This window comes from Acrocarpospora phusangensis (assembly GCF_016862995.1).
Taxonomy (GTDB): domain Bacteria; phylum Actinomycetota; class Actinomycetes; order Streptosporangiales; family Streptosporangiaceae; genus Acrocarpospora; species Acrocarpospora phusangensis.
On record NZ_BOOA01000047.1, the window covers coordinates 15,962 to 39,361 of the forward strand.

General features: G+C 69.5%; 21 protein-coding genes. 4 read left to right on the forward strand and 17 right to left on the reverse strand.

Translation table 11 applies throughout. From position 1 onward, the window contains the following. Positions 1-5: 5 nt before the first annotated feature. Positions 6-1,163 (forward strand): carboxylate-amine ligase, encoded by a 1,158-nt coding sequence (locus Aph01nite_RS25830; protein WP_204043578.1) that lies wholly within the window; start codon positions 6-8, stop codon positions 1,161-1,163. On the opposite strand, the gene Aph01nite_RS25835 is transcribed toward Aph01nite_RS25830, so the two are convergent. From Aph01nite_RS25835 to Aph01nite_RS25860, 6 genes are all read right to left on the reverse strand, one after another. Continuing rightward, positions 1,152-2,678: an NAD(P)-binding domain-containing protein gene (locus tag Aph01nite_RS25835; RefSeq protein WP_204043579.1), complete on the reverse strand. Its 1,527-nt coding sequence runs from the start codon at positions 2,676-2,678 to the stop codon at positions 1,152-1,154. The two genes, Aph01nite_RS25830 and Aph01nite_RS25835, sit on opposite strands and share 12 nt — an antisense overlap. Further along, on the reverse strand, positions 2,678-3,220 hold the full coding sequence (locus Aph01nite_RS25840; protein ID WP_204043580.1) for a carboxymuconolactone decarboxylase family protein: 543 nt from the start codon (positions 3,218-3,220) through the stop codon (positions 2,678-2,680). The genes Aph01nite_RS25835 and Aph01nite_RS25840 overlap by 1 nt, the downstream gene beginning before the upstream one ends. A 97-nt stretch (positions 3,221-3,317) precedes the next feature. Further along, positions 3,318-3,872: a carboxymuconolactone decarboxylase family protein gene (locus Aph01nite_RS25845; protein WP_204043581.1), complete on the reverse strand. Its 555-nt coding sequence runs from the start codon at positions 3,870-3,872 to the stop codon at positions 3,318-3,320. Between the two features lie 82 nt (positions 3,873-3,954). Beyond that, positions 3,955-5,721, reverse strand: coding sequence for an ABC transporter permease (locus tag Aph01nite_RS25850; protein WP_204043582.1), 1,767 nt, complete (start codon positions 5,719-5,721; stop codon positions 3,955-3,957). A gap of 41 nt (positions 5,722-5,762) precedes the next feature. Further along, the gene (locus tag Aph01nite_RS25855; RefSeq protein WP_204043583.1) at positions 5,763-6,575 is read right to left on the reverse strand and encodes a PIG-L family deacetylase; all 813 of its coding nucleotides are present in this window, start codon (positions 6,573-6,575) and stop codon (positions 5,763-5,765) included. 14 nt (positions 6,576-6,589) lie between these two features. Continuing rightward, on the reverse strand, positions 6,590-8,302 hold the full coding sequence (locus Aph01nite_RS25860) for a phosphatidylglycerol lysyltransferase domain-containing protein (RefSeq protein WP_204043584.1): 1,713 nt from the start codon (positions 8,300-8,302) through the stop codon (positions 6,590-6,592). 93 nt (positions 8,303-8,395) lie between these two features. On the opposite strand from Aph01nite_RS25860, the gene Aph01nite_RS25865 reads away from it, so the two are divergent. Together Aph01nite_RS25865 and Aph01nite_RS25870 are read left to right on the forward strand one after the other, a co-directional pair. Beyond that, positions 8,396-8,890 carry an anthrone oxygenase family protein gene (locus tag Aph01nite_RS25865; protein ID WP_204043585.1) on the forward strand — a complete coding sequence of 165 codons (495 nt, stop codon included), beginning with the start codon at positions 8,396-8,398 and terminating at the stop codon, positions 8,888-8,890. A gap of 16 nt (positions 8,891-8,906) precedes the next feature. Further along, positions 8,907-9,122 carry an RNA-binding S4 domain-containing protein gene (locus tag Aph01nite_RS25870; RefSeq protein WP_204043586.1) on the forward strand — a complete coding sequence of 72 codons (216 nt, stop codon included), beginning with the start codon at positions 8,907-8,909 and terminating at the stop codon, positions 9,120-9,122. On the opposite strand, the gene crcB is transcribed toward Aph01nite_RS25870, so the two are convergent. From crcB to Aph01nite_RS25925, 11 genes are all read right to left on the reverse strand, one after another. Beyond that, positions 9,119-9,475: a fluoride efflux transporter CrcB gene (crcB, locus tag Aph01nite_RS25875; protein ID WP_204043587.1), complete on the reverse strand. Its 357-nt coding sequence runs from the start codon at positions 9,473-9,475 to the stop codon at positions 9,119-9,121. The genes Aph01nite_RS25870 and crcB overlap by 4 nt on opposite strands. Then, positions 9,472-9,918, reverse strand: coding sequence for a FluC/FEX family fluoride channel (locus Aph01nite_RS25880; RefSeq protein WP_204043588.1), 447 nt, complete (start codon positions 9,916-9,918; stop codon positions 9,472-9,474). The genes crcB and Aph01nite_RS25880 overlap by 4 nt, the downstream gene beginning before the upstream one ends. A gap of 15 nt (positions 9,919-9,933) precedes the next feature. Next, positions 9,934-11,028 carry a mannose-6-phosphate isomerase, class I gene (gene manA, locus Aph01nite_RS25885; protein WP_204043589.1) on the reverse strand — a complete coding sequence of 365 codons (1,095 nt, stop codon included), beginning with the start codon at positions 11,026-11,028 and terminating at the stop codon, positions 9,934-9,936. 21 nt (positions 11,029-11,049) lie between these two features. Then, entirely contained in the window at positions 11,050-12,999 is a 1,950-nt protein-coding gene (locus Aph01nite_RS25890) for a glycoside hydrolase 5 family protein (protein ID WP_204043590.1), read from the reverse strand. Positions 13,000-13,009: 10 nt separating this feature from the next. Next, positions 13,010-13,966 carry an ROK family protein gene (locus Aph01nite_RS25895; protein ID WP_204043591.1) on the reverse strand — a complete coding sequence of 319 codons (957 nt, stop codon included), beginning with the start codon at positions 13,964-13,966 and terminating at the stop codon, positions 13,010-13,012. Positions 13,967-14,023: 57 nt separating this feature from the next. Then, the gene (locus tag Aph01nite_RS25900; protein WP_307836801.1) at positions 14,024-16,453 is read right to left on the reverse strand and encodes a glycoside hydrolase family 2 protein; all 2,430 of its coding nucleotides are present in this window, start codon (positions 16,451-16,453) and stop codon (positions 14,024-14,026) included. Beyond that, complete coding sequence (locus Aph01nite_RS25905; protein WP_204043629.1) at positions 16,450-17,229, reverse strand: ABC transporter ATP-binding protein; 780 nt, start codon at positions 17,227-17,229, stop codon at positions 16,450-16,452. The genes Aph01nite_RS25900 and Aph01nite_RS25905 overlap by 4 nt, the downstream gene beginning before the upstream one ends. Further along, positions 17,229-18,170 carry an ABC transporter ATP-binding protein gene (locus Aph01nite_RS25910; protein WP_204043592.1) on the reverse strand — a complete coding sequence of 314 codons (942 nt, stop codon included), beginning with the start codon at positions 18,168-18,170 and terminating at the stop codon, positions 17,229-17,231. The genes Aph01nite_RS25905 and Aph01nite_RS25910 overlap by 1 nt, the downstream gene beginning before the upstream one ends. Continuing rightward, a complete protein-coding gene (locus Aph01nite_RS25915; RefSeq protein ID WP_204043593.1) occupies positions 18,170-19,075 on the reverse strand; it encodes an ABC transporter permease in 906 nt (301 codons plus the stop codon). The genes Aph01nite_RS25910 and Aph01nite_RS25915 overlap by 1 nt, the downstream gene beginning before the upstream one ends. Next, entirely contained in the window at positions 19,072-20,067 is a 996-nt protein-coding gene (locus Aph01nite_RS25920; protein ID WP_204043594.1) for an ABC transporter permease, read from the reverse strand. Before Aph01nite_RS25920 ends, Aph01nite_RS25915 begins: the two co-directional genes overlap by 4 nt. A gap of 96 nt (positions 20,068-20,163) precedes the next feature. Then, positions 20,164-21,918, reverse strand: coding sequence for an ABC transporter substrate-binding protein (locus Aph01nite_RS25925; RefSeq protein ID WP_204043595.1), 1,755 nt, complete (start codon positions 21,916-21,918; stop codon positions 20,164-20,166). Positions 21,919-22,279: 361 nt separating this feature from the next. Between Aph01nite_RS25925 and Aph01nite_RS25930 the strand changes: the two genes are divergently transcribed. After that, positions 22,280-23,290 (forward strand): LacI family DNA-binding transcriptional regulator, encoded by a 1,011-nt coding sequence (locus Aph01nite_RS25930; RefSeq protein ID WP_204043596.1) that lies wholly within the window; start codon positions 22,280-22,282, stop codon positions 23,288-23,290. Positions 23,291-23,400: the final 110 nt, after the last annotated feature.

A 23,400-nucleotide genomic window follows, 5' to 3' on the forward strand; every position in this document is an offset into this window, starting at 1 on the left:
GCGGCATGACTGCCACCGCGGACATCGAAAAAGCGGACACCGAAGAAGCGGCGCCCTTCGACGCGGCCTGTCCCCTCGTCGGAGTGGAAGAGGAGTATCTGGTCGTCGATCCGGAGACCCGCGAGGTGGCTCCCGCGTCGGCGGCCGTGGTGGCCAGGGCGGAGGCGGCCCTGGGCGCGCGGGTGGGCACCGAGATCACCCGCTACCAGGTGGAGGCCAAGACCAACCCCTGCGCCGACACCGCCGAACTGGAGTCCCAGCTCCACCGCATGCGGGCCGCCGTCGCCTCAGCCGCGGCCGGCGAGGGGCTGCGGGTGGTCGCCTCCGGCACCGCCGTACTCGGCGACGTGGTTCCCCCGCTGATCACCGAACACCCCCGGTACGGCATCGGCATCGCCAACTACCGCTCCCTCCACGACGAGCAGAGCATCTGCGCGGGCCACGTCCACGTGCACCTGCCCGACCGGGAACGCGCCGTGCTGGTCAGCAACCACCTGCGGCCGTGGCTGCCAGCGCTGATCGCGATGATGGCCAACTCGCCGCTGTGGTGCGGCCGGGACACCGGCTACGCCAGCTGGCGGACGCTCTGCTGGGGCAAGTGGCCGGTGGCGGGCCCGCCGCCGTACTTCGGCTCGGCCGCCGAGTACGACAGTGTGATCGCGAAGCTGACCGAGGCCAAGGTCCTGGTGGACCCCGGAACGATCTTCTGGGACATCCGGCCGTCGGCCCGGCTCCCCACGCTGGAGGTCCGGGTCACCGACGTGCCGGCCACCGCGGCGGAGTCGGCGCTGCTCGCGGCCGTGATCCGGGGGCTGGTGGTGACCGCGCTGGAACGCGTCGAGCGCGGCGATCCGGGGCCGCAACTCCGGGGCGAACTGCTGCGGGCGTCGTACTGGCAGGCGGCCAGGGACGGCCTGGCGGGAGACGCCATCGACCCGATCACCGGGCGGCTCTCACCCGCGTCCGAGCAGGTGGCGGAGCTGCTGCGGCACATCCGCCCGGCCCTGGAGGAGACCGGGGACCTCGACCTGGTGGCCGAGCGGGTGGCGCGGCTGGAGCAGGTCGGCACGGGCGCGGCCCGGCAGATGGCCGTCCACGCCCGCCGCGGCTCGGCGGCGGACGTGGTCGATCACCTCATCGAGGAGACGCTCTCAGCGGGCTAGCTGCTCGGCCAGGAACGCGTAGAGCGGCTCCACATGGCGGACCGGGTTGCGCCACACGGCCAGCAGGTCCTCCAGCAGGTGCCGCTCCGCGACCTGCTCGCCGTGCCGCCAGGAGCGGATCACCGGGTGCAGGAAGGCGCTCTCGTGGGCCATGTCGGGGGTCGGGTCGCGCTGGATGGCGAACACGTCGCCGTAGTCCTGCCGCCCCCAGCGCAGCGTGATCGTGAACAGTTCGGCCTGGTCGCCGAAGCGCTCGACCGCGTAGTCCTCGGGCAGGTCCTGGTACTGCTGGATCTGCCCGCTGGCCCGGTCGATCACGTACGCGTCGCAGAGGTACTCGAACTGGGTCCACAGCGCGGAGCTCCAGTTGACCCGGTCGAGCATGGTCGCGCCGAGTTTCTCGTGGTCCAGCGGGATGACCTGGCGTTCCAGCGGGGTGTCCTCGTAGCGCTCGGCGAGCAGGGCGGTCATCGTGCGCAGGTTGTAGCGGAAGCCGTCGATGAACGCCGAGGACGCCCGTTTGAGGTCGCGGGCCTGCATGAGGGTGCCCGCGAAGTAGAGGCCGTCCACGTTGGCCGACTGCCAGTCGGGCCGGATCGCGGGGATGCGCTTGTTGGGGGCGAGGTCGGGCAGGCAGGACTCGTCGAAGATGCTCCGGTCCATGGTGAAGCCGGTGCAGCGGATGACCGAGTCGTACTCCAGGAGGGCCTGCTCGCCGTTGGCCAGGGTGTACGTGATGGCGGCCTTGAAATTGTCGCCCTCGCGCCAGATGCGGTTGATGTCGCATTCGAGCACGCCGTGCAGGGTCTTGAACCAGTAGCTGTCGAGGAACGCGCCGTACTGTCCGCGCACGTCGCCGGGGTGTTTGGTGTGCCAGGCCAGGCGTACGCCGTGCGGGCTGGCCAGATGCACGATGGCGGCGTGCGGCAGGATGGCCTGCGCGGTCTCGAAGGCCGAGTTGCCCTTGCCGATGACGAGCACGCGCTGGCCCGCGTACGCGGAGCCGTCGACTTCCATGTCCTCGTAGCCGGTTGCCAGCTCGATGCCCGGAATATCCGGAATATTGGGACCGCCCCAGCCGGTGGCCACGATCACACACTCCGCCTCGTACGTCTTCGCGGGCGTGTGCACCAGGAATCGGCCGTCGACTTTCTCAATTCGGTCGACCGGAGTCATGAAACTTACATTGAGTTCGTGCTCCCGCTGGAAGTCCGCGAGATACCGGACGAGGTCGTCCGCGGCCGGCAGGTACTCGCTCGAATAGCGCGGGAACATCAGGTCCGGCGAGTCGTTGAGAAGCGAGTTCCAGTCCCAGCGGAGCTTGATCTCCGGCTCGTCCTCGACCGTGTGCACCTTGTTGAGCGAGATCAGCCGGCGGTGCCGGGGGAACTCCTTGAAGAAGGCGCCGGGAGCCTCCGTACGTTCGAGGGTGACGTAGTCGGCTCCGGCGCGTTTGAGGTAGTAGCTGAGCTGCAGGCCGGCGGGACCGGCGCCGATGATGAGGTACCGGGGCATCAGACCTCGTCCCGGATGTATCCGGCGGCCACGATGAACTGGGCCATCACCGCGTAGTCGGCCGGGTTGTCCGGGGTCAGCGCGGCCAGGCCGTCCACGTACCGGTTGTACATGCAGAAGGCCGCCGCGATCAGGACCGCGTCGTGGATCTCGACGTCGGTCGCGCCCGCTTCCCTGGCGGCGGCGATGTGCTCCTCGCCGACCTTCCTGCCGCTCTCCTGGACCGCCCCGGCGATCGTCAGCAACGCCCTGAGCTTGGCCGAGACGGGGGCCGCGCCCAGGTCGGCGCGGACCTGCTCGACCAGGTCCATGCCCTCGGGCAGTTGGGCGGCGGCGAACGCGGCGTGCGAGTTGTAGCAGAACCGGCAGTCGTTCAGCGAGGAGACGTACGCCGCGATCAGCTCCCGGTCGCCGCGCGGCAGCGAGTTCTCGCCGCGCAGGAGCACTTCGGCGAGCGCGCTCATCGGTCGAGCGGTCTCCGGCCGGTAATCGAACAGGCCGATGATTCCCGGTGCTTCGTTCCCCAGCTTAATGTGCGGCATCAACACTCCTAGGCGATCAGACGTGGCCTCCACCACGCAGGGTGGGTGATCGCCCCGTACCGGTCAAGCCCGGCGGTTTTATGCCGCAAATTGCGTACTATCCCAAACGTAGCGAATCGGCCAATACGGCCAAATACCCGTCGGTACGCTGGGCGCGGGCCGCGTAAACCGCCGGGTCGTCGGGCGCGAAAGTGTCCAACCCGTCGACGTAACGGTTGAACATGCAGAAGGCCGCCGCGATCAGCACGGTGTCGTGGATCTCGATGTCCGTGGCGCCGGCCTCCCTGGCCGTCGTGATGTGCTGCTCGGAGACCTTCTGGCCGGACTCCTGCACGGCCCCGGCGATCCCCAGCAGCGCCTTGAGCTTGTCGGAGATCGGCGCCCTGGCCACGTCCGCGCGGACCTTCTCCACCAGCACCAGGTCCTCCCCCAGCTGCACGGCCGCGATGGCCGCGTGGGTGGAGTAGCAGAATCGGCACGCGTTCAGCGCCGACACGTACGCACCGATCAACTCGCGCTCGCCGCGGGAGAGCGTGCTCTCCCCGCACAGCAGCACTTCCGCCAGCTCGTTCAGTGGCAGGGCCGTCTCCGGCCGGAACCTGAACAGCCCCCGAATGCCAGGCTCATCAGAGTTGAGGGTGATGTGTGGCATGAACGCCTCCTCCGCAGACGAAATCATGTGACTTGACCAGATTCGCCCGGCGCAATCTTCGCCGCATCTCCGGAATTGCGCGCTATTCCGCCCGCAATGCCTGACCCAGGTTGCGGTGCCCGGCGTGCCGTCCCGGGCCGGTCGCCAGCAGCGCCGTGATCAGCAGGGCCAGCGGCGCGATCAGGATGAGCGTCCACGGCGACGTGGGCGGGTGGTACTGCACCGGCATGATCCCGGCGGCGGCCCGCCACAGGATGCGACCGAGCGCCATGCCCAGCGGCACACCGGCCAGCAGGCCGAGCAGGGTGATCGCGCAGGCCTGGGTGACGACCACCAGGCGGCACTGGCCGCGGGTCATCCCGAGCGCGCGCAGCACCGCCAGATCGTGGCCGCGCCTGCGCACGGCGGTGATCAGGGCGTGGCCGACCGCGCCGACCGCGAGCAGGGCCAGGAAGCCGCCCAGCACCAGCGGCAGCACCTGGACGTGCCTGATCTCGCCGAACTGGCGGGGCACGACCGGCGTGAAGATCAGCAGGCCGCCGCCCAGCCGCTGCCGCAGCCGGTTCGCGACCGCGTCCCGGTCGGCCCCCGCGCGCAGCGCGAGCAGGCTCCCGTGCTCCTTGAAACCGGAGAACAGCACGTCGTAGCCGTCCGAGGTGACCCAGGCGCCGGACTCGTACCCCCGGGTGGAGGTCTCCACGCCGAAGCCGATGCCGGTCACCGTCAGCTCGCGGGCGGCCAGGTCGCCGCCGAGCGTGACCGTGCCGCCCACGGCCGCGCCGAGCTGCCGCGCGCTGGCCGGGGCCAGCACGACCTCCTCCGCGACGGCGGGCGGGCGGCCTTCGGTGAGCACCAGCGGGACCGCCTCGCCGACCGGGTCGAAGCTGTGCGTGAGCACGGTGAGCCGCCCGATCCTGCCCGCCCCGATCCGCAGGTCCGTCGCCCCGGTCACGTCGGGGTCCTCGGCCAGCGCCGACAGCACGGGCCGGGGCGGCTGGAAGTCCCGCCCGTCGGAGCCGAAGATCGCCATCAGCTGGTAGTTCTGCCCGAACCTGGCCGGGTTCCCGGCGGCGTCCGCGACCCCGGCCGAGAAGGTGAACGCGGCCAGCACGCCGAGCACGCCGGTCACCGCGCCGACCAGGGCGGGCCGCACCGGCACCGCGTACCGGCCGCGTCCCGGCTCCAGCGCGAACCTGGTTCCGACGACCACGCCCACCGGGAGCCCGAGCGCGCTCATCGCGCCCACCACCGCCGACCGCCGTCCCGGCCGCGTACGCCCCGGGGCGGCCAGGCCCACCCACGCCGACACCGCGGCCGCGCCCGCCGCCAGCGCCGGAGTGAGCACCAGGCCGGCGCCGAGCACCAGCCAGTCCACGTCCACGCCCGGAGCCGGCTCGTGGTCCGCCGCCACGCCGAACGGCATCCACGAGGACGCGGCCACGGCCAGCCCGGCGGCGGCGATCGAGCCCGCCAGGGTGGCCACGGCCGGGGCGAGCGCGCTCAGCCCCGTGCCCTGGCGGCGGGTGAGGCCCAGCGCCACCAGAGCGCGCAGTTCCGCGGCGCCGGCGGAGGCGTACCGGATGACGGCCTGGCCGATCAGGACGACGGCGGCCAGCAGGGCGGCGAGGCCGAAGGCGGCCAGGCAGGCGGACTCGATGGTGGCCATCGCGGCCCTGCCGGCGGGGACGACGGCGAGCAGCCGGTCCGCCACGCCGTCGCCGCGCCGGGCCCCCGCCAGCGACGTCAGCACGGTCGCCCCCGCGAACGCCACCAGCAGGCCCAGCACCAGCAGCGTTCGGCGGCGCCTGCCCAGTTCGAGGCGCAGCCAGAGCGCGGCAACCGGAATCACGCCGCCAGTCTCGGCCGGGGCGGCCGGCCCCGGGCAGGGTGTTAGCCCGCGGGAAAGCCCGCGAACAGGTCCTCTTCCTGGTCAGGGGCGTCGATCCGGCAGCGGACCCGGACGAAGGACTCGTGGCCGAGCGCCACCTGCTGGGCCTGGTCCGGCATCTGCAGGAGCCAGATGTTCTCGCCCTGGCTGGCATGCGCGCGCAGCGCCTTGATCTTCCTGTCCACGTACGGCGTGACGTCCACGACGCTGGTGATGAGCTCGTCCGGGGTGCCGAAGTCGGCGGGCGGCTCGAAGCCCAGCTCCACGCCCGTGGAGCGCAGATAGTCCACCATCGCCCTGACCCGGGCCCGGGGCACGGCGGTGTAATAGAGCTTGTCCGGAATGCCGGTCGCCTCGGTGGCGGCCACCGCGATGCGGTGCGCCTGGATGTGGTCCGGGTGTCCGTAGCCGCCGCCCTCGTCGTAGGTCACCACGACGTGCGGCCGGTAACGCTCCATCAGCGCGGCCAGCTTGGCGGTGGACTCCTCGATGGGGATGTTCCAGAACGCCCGCGGGTCGTTGTTGGTCTCCCAGCCGACCATGCCGGAGTCGCGGTAGCCGAGCAGCTCCACGTCGGTGACGCCCAGGTGGGCGACCGACGCCTGCAGCTCGGCCAGCCGCCGCTCGGCCACGGCCTCGCCGTCGTGGCCGTCGTCGCCCGGCTTCACGCCCCCGGGCCCGTCACCCGCCTCCCCGTTGGTGCAGGTCACCAGGACGGTACGGAAGCCCGCCTCGGTGTAGCGCGCCAGGATCCCGCCGGTGCTGATCACCTCGTCGTCGGGGTGGGCGTGCACGGCCATCAGCGTCAGCTCCATCCGCCCACCCTAAGTCACGGCTGGCCGCGCCGCAGGAGCTGAGGCAGGCTCGGCGGGCGCAGGAATCCCTCCGCGACGGCGGACGCGATGCCCACTTTCACGAGGTCCCTGGTATCCCCGTACGCGAGGAATCGGGGCACCCATTCGGGGTGGTATTTCACGTTGGCCCGGTAGAGCGACTCCAGCTGCCACCAGCGGGACAGGAACAGCAGCAGCTTGCGCCAGGCGCGGATCACCGGGCCCGCGCCGATCCTGGCGCCCTCCTCGAAGGCGGAGCGGAAGACGGCGAAGTTGAGCGAGACGCGGTCCACGCCGAGGCCGGGCGCGGCGGCGACCAGACCGGCGACCATGAACTCCATCAGGCCGTTCTCGGCGGACCTGTCGCGGCGCATCAGGTCCAGCGACAGGCAGGTGCTGCCCCACGGCACGAACGACAGCAGGGCCGCCTCGTCGCCGTCCGCCCGCAGCGCCTCCACCAGCACGCACTGGCCGTCGCGCGGGTCGCCGAGGCGGCCGAGGGCCATCGAGAAGCCGCGTTCGGTCTCGGTGTCGCGCCAGGCCTCGGCGCGGTCGATGATGGCGCGCATCTCGTCCGGGCTCAGGTCGGCGTGGCGGCGGATGCGCAGGGTGTATCCGGCGCGTTCGACCCGGTTGACGGCCTGGCGTACGCCGCGCATCTCCCGGCCGGACAGGGTGAACGAGCGCACGTCGATGACCGCCTCGTCGCCGAGTTCCAGGACCTTCAGGCCGCCCCGCTGGTAGGCGCGGGCGCCGTCCTCGCTGGCGCCGATGGCGGCGGGCGTCCAGCCGTACGCGGCGGCCTGGTCGGTCCAGGCGCGGATCGCGTGGTCCCACGCCTCGGGGTCGCCCACCGGGTCGCCGCCGGCCAGGCTGACGCCGTTGACGACGCGGTAGGAGACGGCCGCCTTGCCGCTGGGCGAGAAGATCACGCTCCGGTCCCTGCGGGTCGCGAAGTACGCCAGGGAGTCGCGCTCGCCCATGAGCCGCCGGACCCGCTCCTCGTCCTCGTCGGCCAGCACGGCCTTGGCCCGCTGCGACCGGAACAGCACCGCGAAGGAGATGATCAGCGCGCTCGCGCTCATCAGCCCGATCAGGAACGACACCCACGTGGGCGGATGTCCCTGTCCTGGGACGTCGATCACCCCGCCGAGGGTGTGGCTCAGCGTCCACAGCGTCCGCAGGTGCGGCGGCATGGTCCCGTCGAACGCGGTCACCAGCGGGTACGCGATGACGAACACGACGAGCAGCAGACCGGCCAGGGTCAGCGCCGCCTTGCGGCCCGAGGCGGGCTGCACCCGGGCGTAGAACTCCGGCCTGGACCAGACCATCAGCGCCAGCAGCAGGACCACCACGACCAGGCTGAACACCGTCTCGGCCAGGACCAGCGCGCCGCCCGCGACCGTGCCGCGCGGCGCCGAGACCTGCACCAGGATGCCCGCGACGCTGAGCACCAGGGAGATCCCGAGCACGATCACGACCACCTGCCAGGCGACCCGCTTGCGCCGCGCCAGCGCCCCGGCCAGCAGCGCGGTGAACGCCGCGTACGCGAGATTGGGCGCGATCGGGAACAGCCAGCTGTCCACGAACCCGGTCAGCCCGGACAGCAGCCGCCGCAGTGGCGGGATCAACGCGATCACCGTCGAATAGACCGCCAGCACCGTCAAGAAAATCGACAGGATCCGCGGCACACGCGAACGCCCAGGCATCCGTTCTCCCCCCGGGGACCAACGCTACGCAGGTCGTACGGGAGATGGTGCAGGCCGGACGATCATTTCGTAGGCTTGACCAAACGAGGGGAGATGGTTGGAATGTTCGCCCTGACGGTAATCGCGGCGTTCGCCACGCTGGTCCTCACCGGCTGGATCGCCGGGGTCTTCTACGCGTACTCGGTCTCGGTGATGTGGGGCCTGGACGCGGCCGGCCCGGAACACGCCGTCCCCGTGATGCGCCAGATCAACGCCAAGATCCAGAACCCGGTGTTCTTCCTGTCCTTCCTCGGCACGATCCCGGCGGGCATCCTGACCGGTGTGCTCCTGCTGCTCGACGGCCAGACCCGGCCGGGACTGCTCTTCCTGGCTTCCACCGCGGTCTACCTGGCGGGCACGTTCATCCCGACGATCGCCGTGAACATCCCGCTGAACAACGCCATCGACCGCTCCACCGCCCCCGACGCCGAGGCCTGGGCCGCCTTCTACCCCCGCTGGACCCGGTGGAACCACGGCCGTACGGTGTTCAGCGGCCTGAGCCTGCTCGTCGCCGGGATCGCCCTGGCCACCTGGGCCTCCTCCTGGTGAGACCTATGCTGGGTGGGTGCGCGAGACCTTCACCCTGGCATCGGACTACATCGCCCTCTGCGACCTGCTCAAATACTGCGCCGTCACGGAGAGCGGCGGCGAGGCCAAACACTTCATCGCCGAGGGCAACGTGCTCGTGGACGGCGAGGTCGAGTTCCGCAAACGCCGCAAGGTCCGGGACGGCATGGTCGTGAGCGGGGACGGCTTCGAGATCCGGGTGGTGGCCGGCTAGACCGCCTGGGCCACCATCAGGCCCAGCGTGGCCGCCCCGAGCCCGATCAGCACGCTGGCGCCGAGGTTGGCGGCGGCGTACCCCCGGGAGCCCTCCTGGACCAGGCGCACGGTCTCGTAGCTGAAGGTCGAGTAGGTGGTGAGCGCGCCGCAGAAACCGGTGCCGAGCAGCGCGGACACCGGTCCAGGGACGGGCAGGCCGACCAGGAGGCCGAGCACGAAGGAGCCGGCCGCGTTGACCGTCAGGGTCCCCCACGGGAAGACCGAGTCGTGGCGCGACTGGATGTACCGGTCGGTCAGGTAGCGCAGCGGCGCGCCCACCGCGGCGCCGAGCGCCACCAGCAGCACGGTCATCGCAGGACCCAGCTCGTCACGGCCATGCCCGCCCAGGCCGCCAGCACCGCCGCGACCAGCGTGCCCGCCAGGTAGGCGAGCGCGACGTGCGCGGACCCGGCGGTCATCGCCTGGTGGATGTCCAGGACGTAGGTGGAGAAGGTGGTGTACCCGCCCAGTACCCCCACGCCGAGGAAGGGGCGCAGCAGCCTGCCCGTCCACACCTCGGTGACCAGCACCATCAGGATCCCGATCAGCAGGCACCCGGACACGTTCACCAGGAACGTGGACCAGGGGAAGCCGCCCGGCGGGTGCGGGATCGCCGTGGCGACGCCGTACCGGGCTAGGGCCCCGAGCACGCCGCCCGCCGCGATGGCGGCCAGCACCGGGTACGGCGACGGGCTCAGCTCGGCGCGTTCCGCCGGAACGTGCAGGTCGATGTCGGGGTCGATGGGCTCACGCATGACCACCCAGCTTCGTCACAGGCGGGGTTCCGCGCAAAACACCATGCCGCTGCCGGACAGTTCCAGCTGCCCTTCGCCCGCCGCCGCGAACAGCGAGTCGGCCGCGCCCAGCTTGACCTCGTCGCCCTCCTCGTTCCTGACGCGCACCACGCCCTCCACGCAGACCAGGATGCGTGGGCTCCCGCCGGGAACGCGGTAGCTCTCCCCGGGCGTGAAGCGGCGGAGCTGGAACTCCGGGGACGGCGTCAGGTAGACGTCGGCCACCGGGTCGATGAGCGTGGGCTGGGCGGCCGGGTCGGTGACGCGCAGCAGCTCCTCGATGTCGATGGGCTTGGGGGTCAGCCCAGCCCGCAGCACGTTGTCCGAGCTGCCCATGATCTCCACCCCGAACCCGTCCAGGTAGCAGTGGAGCACGCCGGCGCCCAGGTAGAGGGCGTCGCCGGGGGCCAGCTCGTGGTGGCGCATGAGCAGCGGCGCCAGCACGGCGGGGTCGTCCGGGTACTGCTCCGCCAGCCGGGTGACCAGGGGGTTCCCCGCCGTCCGTACCACGTCCCGGACCAGGCCGGCGCGGCCGGCGGACGGCCAGCCGAGCAGGACGCGCAGCGCGGCGAGCACGTCCCCGGCGGCGAGCGCGTCGGCGACCGGCGCGAGGGCCGGCAGGCCGAGGGCGCGCACCAGCTCGGCGGCCTCGGCGGGCGGGCGGAACCCGGCGAGGGCGGAGAACGGGGTGAGCGCGCAGATCATCTCCGGCTTGGGCCACGGATCGCTGTAGTTGTGGTCCCCCCGCACGAAGCCTTCCGCGGCCTGCTCCAGCGACGGGTGCACCTGCATGGACAGCGCCCGATCCACCGCGATCAGCTTCAGCAGGTACGGCAGCCGCTCCCCGAACCGCTCGATCACCCCGGCTCCGAGCTCGGCCACGGGATCGGCGGCGATGACGGCGGTCAGCGCCCGCTCCGACCCGTCGCGCTGGAGCAGCGACGGGCCGGAGGGATGCGCGCCGAGCCACATCTCCGCCTCGGGACCAGCCGCGGACCGCCCGGTCAGCGCGGCGATCGCCGTGCGAGAGCCCCAGGCGTAGTCCTTGATCGGGTTGGTCAGCAGATCCACGTGGCGTCCTTCGGTAAGCGGCTATTCAGCTCTTATGTTGTCAATGTCAAACGAACCTGGGCTAATCCACAGGAACATTCCCCGCACATCAGCGAGATCCTCCAGTGAACAGGACATGTCCGTGGTCAGGTCGATCTCCACGGGCACGACGCTGTCCTGGTTCGCCCAGGTGAAGTTGGATTGGCACCAGGTGAATTGTGGCCCGAACTGCAGGGCCACCGCGACCGACGTGCCCGCGGGCCCGGTCTTCAGGTCCCACTTGAACTGCGACTTGTTCGCCAGGTTCACCGGCTCGGTGAAGGGCGCCCCGAACCACGCGCCGCCGGTGGAGTTGATCCGCAGGCCGGAGACCCCGTCGGTCGCGTACGCCGAGGTCTGCTCGACGGTGCCCGCGTCGGTCTGCCAGTTGCCCGGAGCCCAGCCTTGGACGCCGTCCTCGAACGAGAACAGCTTGATCGCGCCGGTCGGGTCCGGCTTCACCACGACCGTGATGTCGGCCACGTTGGAGGTACGGCCGGCCGCGTCCTTGATCGTGTAGTGCGCGAAGGCGCGCCCGGCGAACTCGGCCGGCGGGGTGTAGGAGACCTTGCCGGCGGCCAGCGTGAAGTTCCCGAAGCTGGTCTGCCGCCCGGGCACGGCCGGGTCCAGATCGATGGTGCTCGCCTTCACCTGCGTACGGTACGCGATGTCGTTGGCTGCCACGTCCAGCGTCGCGCCGGTGCCGAAGTCGACGGTGACCGTGTCGTGGTCGGCCACCGGAGGCAGCGAGCGCTGCCCGTCCGCCAGCTCGGTGCCGGCGTTGGTGAGCGTCTGGCAGACGGGCGACGGGCAGTAGACCGTGAAGCCGTCGTAGTCCGGGTAGAGCGAGTTGTCGTCCTGGATGCCGGACAGGATCCAGTAGAGCCAGCCGGTCCCGCCGGAGGAGCGCACGGCCTCGGTCCACTGCTGGAACACGACGTTGCGGGTGGCCTTGTCGCGCCAGCCGAACTCGCCGAGCACGGACGGCTTGCCGATCTGGCGCGCGGTCCTGATGTGGCTCTTGATCCACTCGGTGCCCCAGGCGGCGTCCTTGCCCCAGTGGTCGGGGTAGAGGTGGAAGGACATCACGTCCACGGCGGGCAGCTTGGCCAGGGCGGTGTTGTCGACGCCCTCGCCGCAGTTGATCGTCCAGTCCGAGCTGGCCGGGTCGGTGCAGCGGAAGCCCTCGTCGCCGACGCCGACCAGGTGCCTGGCGTCCTTGGACTTGATGAACCTGGTCATCTCGTCGGCCCAGGTGGTGAGGGTCTGCGGGGTGCAGGTGGCCGACTGCGGGTAGAGGCCGGAGCCCTTGCAGCGCGGCTCGTTGCCGAGCTCCCACATCATGACCGTGGGGTCGTCCTTGTACTTGATCCCGGTCAGGGTGTTGGTGCGGTTGAGGACGTGGTCGATCCAGTCCTTGTACCAGCCGCGGATGGTGGGGTCGGTGTAGAAGTCGTCGTGGTTGTCCAGGCCGGCCCAGCGCACGTACTGGTCGATGCCACCGAAGTCCGCCCAGTTGTTGGTGAACGGGATGATCAGCTTGATCTTCGCCTGGCGGGCCCGGTAGAGCACGTAGTCCAGGCGCTGCAGGCCGTCGGCGCCGTCGTTGTAGGCGGGGCGGGTGCCGTTCCAGTACTGGAAGTAGACGCCGTCCGCCTTGCCGGCGACCGAGTTGCTGCCGTCCTGGTTGCCGATGTCGAGCCAGCCCCAGGTGCGGATGACGTTGAACTTGGCGGCGGCCGCGTCGTTGAGCACGTCGTCGGTCATGGCCTGCGATTTGTACATCAGGTAGTAGTTGTTCGAGCCTGAGACGTGGAACTGCTTCCCGTTCAGGGTGAGTTTGGCGCCCTGGCGTTTCACGAAATCGTCGTGGTGCGTGGTGGACGTCGCGGATGCCGGGGTGGCGATCAGTGCCGCCGATAACGCCATGGTCAGGATGGCGGTCAATCTCACGGATGCTCCTTCAGGATGGTTGGTCCCCGAGAACGAGGGCCGCCGCGCCGTACAGGCCGGCGTCGCGGCCGAGGGAGGTGGCGTCCACGCGCAGGCGGTGGAGGAAGTCCATGCCGGCCTGGCGTGCGATGGCCTGCCGGAGCGGGACCATCAGGGTCGCCCCCGCCGCGGCCACGCCACCACCGATGACAACGTTGTCTACGTCAAAGAGCGCGCCGGCCGTGAGAATGGCGGTGCCGAGCGCGTCCGCGGCCCGCTGGAAGGCGAGGGTGGCCACCGGGATGCCGCGTTTGGCGTCGGTGGCGAGGGCGCGCGCGTCCACCTGGCGGCCGGCCCAGAAGGACGGCTCCACCGCGCGCCGCCAGCCGTTGTCGAGCGCCCAGCGCACCATGCTCGGCCCGCTGGCGATGGTCTCGACGCAGCCGATGGCCCCGCACGGGCAGACCTCGCCATCCCGATCCACACTGATGTGACCGATATGTCCGGCATTTCCGGTGGGGCCGAGGTAGGGCGCACCGTCCACGACCACACCCCCGCCGATCCCCGTGGACACCACGATCCCCAGCAAGGTCTTGTACGGCCCCGCGTCCGACGCCCGCACCCCGTACGAGCCCTGCCACCACTCGCCCAGCGCCATGCACTGCGCGTCGCCCGCCAGCCGTACCGGCAGTTCGGGCAGCAGCTCGCTCACCGTTTTGACCAGCGGGAAGTCCCGCCAGCCCGGGATGTTGACCGGGCTGACCGTGCCCGCCAGCACGTCCAGCGGCCCGGCCGAGCCGATGCCCACGCCGGTCAGCCCGGACTCGCTGGTCAGGCCGGGCACCGCGATCCGGCCGACCAGTTCGGCCAGGGTGGCGGTGGCGTCCGGGCCGACCGGCAGCTCCAGCCGGGCGGTGATCGTCCCGGAGGGCTCCACCATGGCCGCCGCGAACTTGGTCCCTCCGATATCGATCGCCAAAACCGTCATGTTCCGCCCCTCAGTAAGAAAACTTTGTCGGAACCATCCCATATCGGACTTACGGCATCACAGCTGGGCCTCGTTCACGCACCGCAGCACCGGGTAGGCCAGCAGCGCGTCCGGATCCACGTCCCCGGTCACCTGGAAGGTGGCCGTCTCGCCGGGCAGCAGGGTCACGAGCTGGTCGTCCACCGTGGCCTCCGGGTCCAGCCGGTCGGGGAAGATGGCCAGCTCACGCAGGACGGTCCGGGCGGTGATGGAGACGCGCACGCCGTCGCCGGTCGGCTCGGTGGTCGCCTCGAACTCGGCCGGCGGGAAGTCGGTCGCCGGGTCCTCGGTGAAGAAATGCAGCGCGCGGGCGTCGCCCAGGGTGGCGATCAGGAGCTCGCGGGCCGGGTCGGCGGCGCCCAGCGAGGCCGGCAGCGGAACGGCGAGCGTGCCGCGCGGGGGCACGGTGACCGGGAACTCCTGCTTGGCCAGCGGTTCCCCGGCGATCGACTGCCGGACCACCGCGAGTTCCCCTGCCCACGGCTCGCCCGTGTCGTTGACCACCGCGAGCACGGCGACGTCCCCGGCCACGCCGTGCGCCGCCCCGACGGAGGCGTCCTGGAAGGTCAGCAGGCGGTCGGCGAAGGCGCGGCGCATGCCGTACCAGAGGGGTTTGCGGCGGGCGTCGCCGTCGACGGCGGCCCAGGAGGTCACCGGCCAGCAGTCGTTGAGCTGCCAGACGATCGTGCCCATGCAGTACGGCGCGAGCGCCCGGAAGCGCTCCACCCCGAACATCATCGCGCGGGCCTGGTTGAGCTGGGTGTAGTAGTGCCAGTCGTCGAAGGTCCCCGGCTCCGGCAGGTGGTCGCCCAGGCCGCGCAGCAGCTTGCCGTTGCCGTCCACCGCCTTCTGGTGGTGCATCACGCCCTTGGAGGAGGGCGTCAGCGGCTCGTCGCTGACCGACCGGCGCAGCGTCGCGTACGTCGGCGGCCCCTGGAACCCGAACTCCGCCACGAACCTCGGCTGGTACGTGGCGTAGAACGTGTAGTCCTCCCGGTTCCACACCGTCCAGATGTGGGTGGAGCCGTGCGCCGGATCGTTCGGTGGCAGCTCGGGCGACCCCGCGTACGGACTGCCCGGCCAGTACGGCCGCGTCGGGTCGAGCTCCCGCACCACCCGGGGCAGCAGCTCGTAGTAGAACCCGGAACCCCAGCTGCGCGCCTGGAGCTTCTCCTGCCAGCCCCAGTCCGCGTACCCCTCCAGGTTCTCGTTGTTGCCGCACCACAGCACCAGGCTCGGATGGCTGGCCAGCCGGGTCACGTGCTGCCGCGCCTCGGCCTCCACCTCGAACCTGAACGCGCCCTCCTCCGGGTAGGCCGCGCAGGCGAACGGGAAGTCCTGCCAGACCAGGATGCCGAGCGCGTCGGCCAGGGCGTAGAAGTCCTCGCTCTCGTACAGCCCGCCGCCCCACACCCGCAGCGTGTTGGCCCCGGTCCCGATCGCCTGCTCGAAACGCTGCGCCAGCCGCTCCCGGGTCACCCGGTTGGGGAAGCAGTCGTCGGGGATCCAGTTGAAGCCCTTCATGAAGACCGGTACGCCGTTGACGACGATCCGGAAGGCCTCCCGGTCCAGCTCGACCGTGCGGAAGCCGATCTCCTTGGTCCACACGTCGGTCGACACGCCGTCGCCGAGCCGCACGGTCAGCGGGTAGAGCGGCTGGTCGCCGTAGCCGCGCGGCCACCACAGGTCGGGGTCCTGGACGGTCAGCCTGAGGACGGCGGTGCGTTCGCCGGGCGCGAGCCGTACCTGCTCGACGACACCGGCGACGGTGGCGGTCAGGGTGAGCGGGACCTGGCTGGCGCGGTCGGCGGTGACGTGCACCTCGACCTCGCCCACGCCGTCGGCCACGGTGACCAGCGGGCGCACCTCGGCCAGCCGGGCGGCGCTCCAGGTGTGCAGGTAGATGGGCCGCCAGATGCCCGAGGTGACCACGGTCGGGCCCCAGTCCCAGCCGAAGTTGCACGCCATCTTCCGGATGAACTGGTACGGCTGCCCGTACGCCCCCGGCCGGTCCCCCAGCGCGGCCCGCTGCCGCTCCGCGTACGTGTACGGCGCCTCAAAGAGGATCTTCAGCGTGTTCCGGCCCTCCACCAGCAGATGCTTGGCCGGAAACCGGTACGAACGATGCTGGTTGGCCGTCTGCCCGAGCTGCACGCCGTTGAGGAGCACCGTGGCCACCGTGTCCAGGCCCTCGCAGACCAGGTCGGCCCGGTCGTCCTCGGTCCCCTCCCAGACGAAGGCCGTCTCGTACGACCAGCCGGTCCTGCCGATCCAGGTCAGCCTGACCTCGTTGTCGTCCAGATAGGGGTCGGCGATGACCCCGGCCGTCAACAGGTCGGTGTGCACGCATCCGGGCACGGTCGCCGGCAGTCCCGCCACGACCGGGCGGGACTGCCCGGTCGAGGAGACCGCCGTGACGGTCCAGCCTTCGTGCAACGTCGTGATCACACGCCCTCCCACTTGCGGTGCAGTTGCGGTACCGAGGCGAGGAGTTTCCTGGTGTAGGAGTGCTCCGGCGTCTCGAACACCTTCGCGGTCGGCCCGTACTCGACGATCCGTCCCTGGTGCAGCACCACCGTACGTTCGCTGATGTAGTTGCCGAGTGCCAGGTCATGCGTGATGAACAGCACACCGAGGCCGCGCAGCTTGAGGTCGGCCAGCAGGTTGAGCACGTCGATCCGGGTGGACGCGTCGAGCATGCTGGTGATCTCGTCGGCCACCAGGAAGTCGATGTCCAGCAGGAGCGCGCGGGCGATCAGCAGGCGTTGCAGCTGGCCGCCGCTGAGCTGGTGGGGGAACTTGTTGAGCACCTGCCCGGCGTCGAGCCGGACGTCGTTGAGCGCGGAGGCCACCTTGTCGCGCCAGACCCGGTCGGCCTCCTTGGGGAAGTAGACCTCCTTGATCATGCTGAACACGCGGTCGGCCTTGAAGATCGGGTTGTAGGAGCTGAACGGGTCCTGGAAGACGCCCTGGACCTTGCGGTAGTAGGCGCGCTTGTCCAGCTTCGAGATGTCGTCGCCGTCGAAGGTGATCGAGCCGCCGTTGGCCGACATGAGCCGGAGCACCATCTTGCCGATGGTGCTCTTGCCGCTGCCGCTCTCCCCGATCAGCGAGACGACCTCGCCGCGGCCGACCTCGAAGCTGACCTCGTCCACGGCCGTCATGGTCTTGCCGCCGAAGGCGCCGACCCTGAAGACCTTCGAGACTTCCTGGAGTTTCAGCATCATGCCTTCCAGCACGCGACGAAGTGATCCTTCTCGACCTCGACGGCCGGCGGTTCCTCCCGGCACTTGTCGAAGGCGAGCGGGCAACGATCCTGGAACCGGCAACCCACCGGCGGGTTGAGCAGCGACGGCGGATTGCCGGGAATGCCGGTCAGCTTCTTCTCCGCGTACCGCACGCCCACCTCGGGCAGCGAGGAGATGAGCAACTGCGTGTACGGATGCCGCGACCGGTTCACGATCGCGTCCGCGGGCGCCTTCTCGGCGAGCTTGCCCGCGTACATCACCATGATCGTGTCGGCCAGCTGGTTGGTCAGCGAGATGTCGTGGGTGATGAAGATCATGCTCTTCACGAAGCCCAGCTCGCGGAAGCCCTTCAGCGTGGTGACCACGGCCTTCTGGGTGGAGACGTCCAGGGCCGAGGTGATCTCGTCGGCGATCAGCAGGGACGGGTTGAGCAGCGTGGAGATGACCATCACCATGCGCTGCTTCATCCCGCCGGACAGCTCCAGCGGATACTTGCCCAGCACGTCCCGGTTGAGTTCCACCAGGTCGAGCCGGCGGTGCAGCTCGTCCAGGTCCACCGTGACGCCGCGCGAGTCGAGCAGTTCGCGGACCATCCGGCCGATCTTGCGGGTCGGGTTCATCGCGCTCATCGAGTACTGCGGGATGATCGACACCTCGGTGAACCGGAACGGGTTCATCTTGACCGTGTCGCCGATCGGCAGGTTCTCGCCGTCCAGCTCGACCCGGCCGCCGACGTGCTTCATCCGGCCGTCCATCCGGATCAGCGACTTGCCCAGCGTGGTCTTGCCGCAGCCGGACTCGCCGGCCAGGCCGAGGATCTCGCCGTCGGCCACGTCGAAGCTGACTCCGTCGAGGGCCTTCACCTCGCCGCGCAGCGTGCGGTAGTAGACCCTCAGGTCCTGCACACTCAGGGTCATTAGAGCTCCCTCAGCTTGGGGTTGAACACCTCGTCGAGGCCGACGTTCGCGACGTAGAGCGCGCCCACGATGGCGGTGATCGCGACGCCGGGCGGGATGAACCACCACCACAGACCCAGCGGGAGCGCGCTCCATTGGTTGGCGTGGTTGAGCATGACTCCGAGCGACACGCCGTCGGTCGGGCCGAGGCCGATGAAGTCGAGAGAGGAGGCGATCAGGATCGAGCTGCCGAACAGCAGGATGAAGGTCATGAACAGGTAGGAGCTCATGTTCGGCGCGATCTCCCGCAGGATGATCCGGCCGGTGCGCACCCCGCTCAGCCGCGCCAGGTCCACGAAGTCGCGGCTCCGCAGCGAGAACGTCTGCGCTCTGATCGCCCTGGCCACCCAGGGCCAGGAGGTGAGGCCGATGAACAGGGACTGCATGCCGACGCTGCGGACGCCCAGGTAGGCGTTGATGATCAGCAGCACGGCCAGGGTCGGGATGACCAGGACCACGTTGGTGAGCATGTTGAGGATCTCGTCGACCAGGCCGCCCCGGTAGCCGGCCACGAACCCGATCACCATGCCGATGAGCGCGGCCAGGCCGCCGGCGAGCACGCCGACCACGAAGGCGCTGCGCACGCCGTAGACGAACTGGGCCAGCACGTCCTGGCCGAACGTGGTGGTGCCGAGCCAGTACTCGCCGTCCGGCGGCATCATGGGCTGGCCGACGTATTCCATGGGCGGGCTTTTCACCAGGAACGGCCCGACGATCCCGATGAGGAGAAATATCGTGACGATGCCCACGCCGACGAGAAGTTTCCCGTTCCGTACGGCGAAGTAGAGGGCCTCGCGACGATTGCTGATCGGCGGTGTGTCCGGGTCCGGCGCGGTGATCGCGGTGATCGGGTCAGTGGTGGTCATGTGGTCGCCCCTGCCATTCCCGCCCGCGTCCGCGGGTCGACGATCACGTACACGACATCGATCACGAAGTTGGCGATCAGCACACCCAGGACGATGAACAGGAAGGTGCCCTGGAGGAGGAAGAAGTCCTGGTTCTGGATGGCCTTGAGGATCAGGCTGCCGAGGCCGGGATAGGAGAACACGATCTCGGTGACCAGCGCGCCGGCCACCAGCACGCCCAGCTGCAGGGCCAGTCCGGTGATCTGCGGCAGGACGGCGTTGCGGAAGGCGTACCGCCGGATGAGCCGGTGTGGCGCGCCGAGCGCGGCCAGATAGTTGGAGTAGTCGGCTTCCAGCTCATAGATGATCATGTTCCGCATCCCGATCGCCCAGCCGCCGAGCGCCACCAGGAACAGCGAGACGAACGGCAGCAGCCAGTGCTGGAACAGGCTCCAGACGAACTCCCACGAGAGATCCGGCTGCAACGCGAAGCTGTAGCCTCCGGCCACCGGCAACACCTGGAAGACGACCCCGAACCCCCAGCAGAGCAGGATCGCGATCCACATGTACGGCATCGCGGTCAGCACGTATCCGACCGGGAGCACCGTGTTGTCGAGGATCTTGCGCCGGGCCGCGAGCGCACCCGCCCAGTTCCCGACGAACCAGCTGAGCAGAATGGACGGGATCAGCAACCCCAGCGAGTACGGGACCGCGTCCATGATCACCTCGGACACCGGCAGCGGATACGCCCAGATGCTGATGCCGAAGTTCCCGGCGAACAGCGCGCCCCAGAAGTTGAAGTACTGGGCCAGGATCGGCTGATCGAAGCCGAAGAGATTGCTGTAGTACTGCTGCATCGCCGCCACGGCCTCCGGGTCGGAGATCCGCGCCCTGGCGACCATGCTCGCCACCGGATCCCCCGGCATGAACCGCGGGATCATCCAGTTCACGGTGACCGCGACGAAGAACGTCAGTCCGTAGATGAGCAGCTTCCGGCCGAAATATTGTCGCAAACCATCCTCCGGGGGATTGGTCCCCCAGCCTGACCAGGCGGGGGATGCGGGCGGGCCTCCTCAGGCCCGCCCGATCCTCGATTCCATTCCTGGTGGCTACGCGCCGGCCGGCTGCAGTTCGGTCAGCACGAGCACGCCGCCGAGTTCGAGCCAGTTACGCCACATGGTGGGCGGGTTCTTCGGCGTGTTCGCCGCGTCGCTCGGCCAGTTCTTCCAGACCGAGTTGCTGACCTGCGACCAGAGGCCGTTGTACCAGAGCGGGATGACCGGCATGTCCTCCAGCTGGATCTTCTGCAGCTGGGAGGTGATGGCCTTCATGCCCTCGACGTCGTCGGTCTTGGTGGCGTCGAGCTTGCCGACCAGGTCCCACGCTTCCTTGTTCTCGTACCGGCCGAAGTTCACGGTGTTCTGGAGCTTCTGGACCGGCAGGTTGAAGATGTAGTCGTAGTACCGCTCGGGCGTGTTCGACAGCTGGCGCTCGTTGTTGATGAGCATGTCGAACTTGCCGGTGCTGCGGGCCTCGACCAGGGCGTTGTAGTCGGGGAACTCGGGGGTCAGGCTGATCCCGACTTCCTTGGCGCTGGTGGAGATGACGCGGATGGACTCCATCCAGTCGGTCCAGCCGGTCGGCACGATGATCTTCAGGTCGATCTTCGAGCCGTCCTTGTTGTTGATGAGGCCGTCGCCGTCGGTGTCCTTGTAGCCGGCGTCGGCCAGCAGCTGCTTGGACTTCTCGGGGTCGTAGGCGAAGCCCATGGAGCCGGTCACAGTCTTGTCGACGTACTTGTCCCACTGGGGCAGCATGCCGGTGGGGTCGGCCGGCTTGACCAGGTTGCCGTACACGTTCTCGACGATCCGCTTGGTGTCCACCGAGTAGGCCATGGCCTTACGGAAGGCGGGGTCGTCCATCGGCTTCTTCTTCGTGTTCAGCACCAGCCACGCGGTGTTGGCCGAGAGCATGTACGGCGCGTCCGCGTAGTAGGTCGAGACGCCGAAGTTGCCGCGGACCAGGTTCGCCACGCCGGGCAGGAAGTTGTTGCTGAGGTCCAGGCCCTTCTGGAGCAGCAGACCCATCGCGACCTCGTTGCTGGAGTTCACAATGTCCACGATGTACTTGGGCTTGACGTCCTTGCCGAGGGCCTTGATCCCCCACCAGTCGTCCCGCTTCACCCACGCCTGCCGGTCCTGGTCATGGCTGTGGTACTTGTACGGCCCGGTGCCGACCGGGTTCTCGTTGGCGTAGTCCACGACCTCTTCGGGCTTGACCGACTCCCACAGGTGCTTGGGCACGATCGCGCGCTGGTAGACGTGGTTGGCCCACTGCTGGTAGCGGGCCTCCTTGAAGGTGAACTTGACCGTCTGCGGGTCGACGACCTCGGCCGAGTCCAGGAACGTCCAGATGTTGTGGTACGGAACCGTCTCGATCTTGCCGAGTTCGAAGGTGAACTTGACGTCGTCGGCGGTCAGCGGCTTGCCGTCCGACCAGGTGATGCCGGAGCGGAGCTTGAGCGTGTACTCCTTGTCGCCCGTCCACTCACCGCTCTCGGCCAGCCACGGCTGGAACTTGTCGGTGGCCGCGTCGTAGAGGAAGAGCGTCTCGTACAGCAGGCCCTTGGTGCCGGTGGCCGAGTCCCACTCGCGGAGCGGGTTCCAGTTCGCCGGCGGGCCCCACATCGTGCCGCTGGAGTAGAGCGTCTCGTTCCGGGGGAACGACTTGGAGTCGGCGGGGGCCGCCGCGCTCGGCGCGGGGGCGGAACCTTGCGTCGATGGCGTCGTGCCCCCGCTCGAACAGGCGGCCGTCACTAAGCCGACCGCCACGAACGGGATCAGAAACCGAGTTCGGTTTCGCATCGTTTGTCTCCTTCCTCCTCGCGGGTCACCCGCGTGGAGGTCCGTACATCAGCAGGCCTAATCCCCGATGGATCGACCGTGAGAGGCGGTGCCTTCGCCTCCCCTGGACCGTACGTGGGAGCGCTCCCACACTTGCAAACAACATGCTCCCGGCCCCGAACAGCCTCCGCGTCTCGACTCCTTTCCCGTCGTACGGGTGGCTGAACCGGATAAGTACCGTGACCGTAAAATCTGGATGTCGGGGGTGTCAATAGGTGCGTTATGAGGTGTGATGGCACCGAGACATTTGAGTCAGTTGACGTAGTAAGGTGTGCCCTGTTCGGGCAGCAACTAGACCGGTTCAGTAGACGTCAGGTGGACAGTGAGAAGACCGACCATCGCGGACATCGCACGACAGGCGGGGGTGTCGAAGGGCGCGGTTTCGTATGCGTTGAACGGACAGCCGGGGGTCTCGGAGACCACCCGGGCCCGGATCCTGGCGATCGCCGACGAGATCGGCTGGCGGCCGAACAGCGCCGCGCGGGCGCTCAACGGCGCGCGGGCCAACGCCGTCGGGCTCGCGCTCTGCCGCCCGGCGCGCATCCTCGGCATGGAGCCGTTCTTCATGGAACTGATCAGCGGGCTGGAGGGGGAGCTGTCCGCCCGCTCCTGCGCGCTGATGCTCCAGGTGGTCCGGGACCACGAGGCGGAGACGGCGGTCTACCACCGCTGGTGGGGCGAAGGGCGCATCGACGGCGCGATCGTGGTCGACCTGCACATGGACGATCCGCGCATTCCCGCGCTGGAGGCGCTGGACATGCCGGCCGTGGTGATCGGGCACCCGTCCGAGTCCGGGTCGCTGGTATCGGTCTGGTCCGACGAGGAGGCGGCCGTACGGGAGACCGTGGAATACCTGGTCGCGCTCGGGCACCGGCGGATCGCGCGGGTGGCCGGGCTGCCCAAACTGGTGCACACCGCGATAAGAGATCGGGCGTTCAGCGAGGCGGGGGCCGGGCTCGACCTGTGCGTGACCGTGCACACCGACTACACGGGCGAGGAGGGGGCACGGGCCACCCGGCGGCTGCTCTCCGCGCCGCACCGGCCGACCGCGATCGTGTACGACAACGACATCATGGCGGTGGCCGGGCTGTCGGTGGCGCAGGAGATGCTGCTGAGCGTGCCGGCCGACCTGTCCATCGTGGCGTGGGACGATTCGCCGCTGTCGCAGGTGGTCCGGCCGCCGCTGACCGCGCTGAGCCGGGACATCCCGGCGTACGGGGCGCATGCCGCGCAGTTGTTGCTGGCGTTGATCGATGGGACCTCGGTGACGGCCCTGGAGGACCAGGCCGCCCGGCTGAACCCCCGGGGCAGCACCGGCCCGCCCCCGGCCTAGCCTCCCTCCCCCGGCCTAGCCTCGCCCTCCCGGCCTAGCCTCGCCCCTCGGCCGCCCGGCTGACCCGTTCCGGGCCTGATGGCCACGTGCTTCGAGTGCTTCGCTCCCTC

What these genes read in the sequence shown, in the direction of transcription:
- Aph01nite_RS25835 (WP_204043579.1), bottom strand. Translation starts at nt 2,678, where the DNA reads ATGCCCCGGTACCTCATCATCGGCGCCGGTCCCGCCGGCCTGCAGCTC.
- Aph01nite_RS25865 (WP_204043585.1), top strand. Translation starts at nt 8,396, where the DNA reads ATGGTTGGAATGTTCGCCCTGACGGTAATCGCGGCGTTCGCCACGCTG.
- Aph01nite_RS25895 (WP_204043591.1), bottom strand. Translation starts at nt 13,966, where the DNA reads ATGACGGTTTTGGCGATCGATATCGGAGGGACCAAGTTCGCGGCGGCC.
- Aph01nite_RS25845 (WP_204043581.1), bottom strand. Translation starts at nt 3,872, where the DNA reads ATGCCACACATCACCCTCAACTCTGATGAGCCTGGCATTCGGGGGCTG.
- Aph01nite_RS25855 (WP_204043583.1), bottom strand. Translation starts at nt 6,575, where the DNA reads ATGGAGCTGACGCTGATGGCCGTGCACGCCCACCCCGACGACGAGGTG.
- Aph01nite_RS25840 (WP_204043580.1), bottom strand. Translation starts at nt 3,220, where the DNA reads ATGCCGCACATTAAGCTGGGGAACGAAGCACCGGGAATCATCGGCCTG.
- Aph01nite_RS25860 (WP_204043584.1), bottom strand. Translation starts at nt 8,302, where the DNA reads ATGCCTGGGCGTTCGCGTGTGCCGCGGATCCTGTCGATTTTCTTGACG.
- Aph01nite_RS25905 (WP_204043629.1), bottom strand. Translation starts at nt 17,229, where the DNA reads ATGCTGAAACTCCAGGAAGTCTCGAAGGTCTTCAGGGTCGGCGCCTTC.
- Aph01nite_RS25910 (WP_204043592.1), bottom strand. Translation starts at nt 18,170, where the DNA reads ATGACCCTGAGTGTGCAGGACCTGAGGGTCTACTACCGCACGCTGCGC.
- Aph01nite_RS25830 (WP_204043578.1), top strand. Translation starts at nt 6, where the DNA reads ATGACTGCCACCGCGGACATCGAAAAAGCGGACACCGAAGAAGCGGCG.
- crcB (WP_204043587.1), bottom strand. Translation starts at nt 9,475, where the DNA reads ATGACCGTGCTGCTGGTGGCGCTCGGCGCCGCGGTGGGCGCGCCGCTG.
- Aph01nite_RS25925 (WP_204043595.1), bottom strand. Translation starts at nt 21,918, where the DNA reads ATGCGAAACCGAACTCGGTTTCTGATCCCGTTCGTGGCGGTCGGCTTA.
- Aph01nite_RS25880 (WP_204043588.1), bottom strand. Translation starts at nt 9,918, where the DNA reads ATGCGTGAGCCCATCGACCCCGACATCGACCTGCACGTTCCGGCGGAA.
- Aph01nite_RS25915 (WP_204043593.1), bottom strand. Translation starts at nt 19,075, where the DNA reads ATGACCACCACTGACCCGATCACCGCGATCACCGCGCCGGACCCGGAC.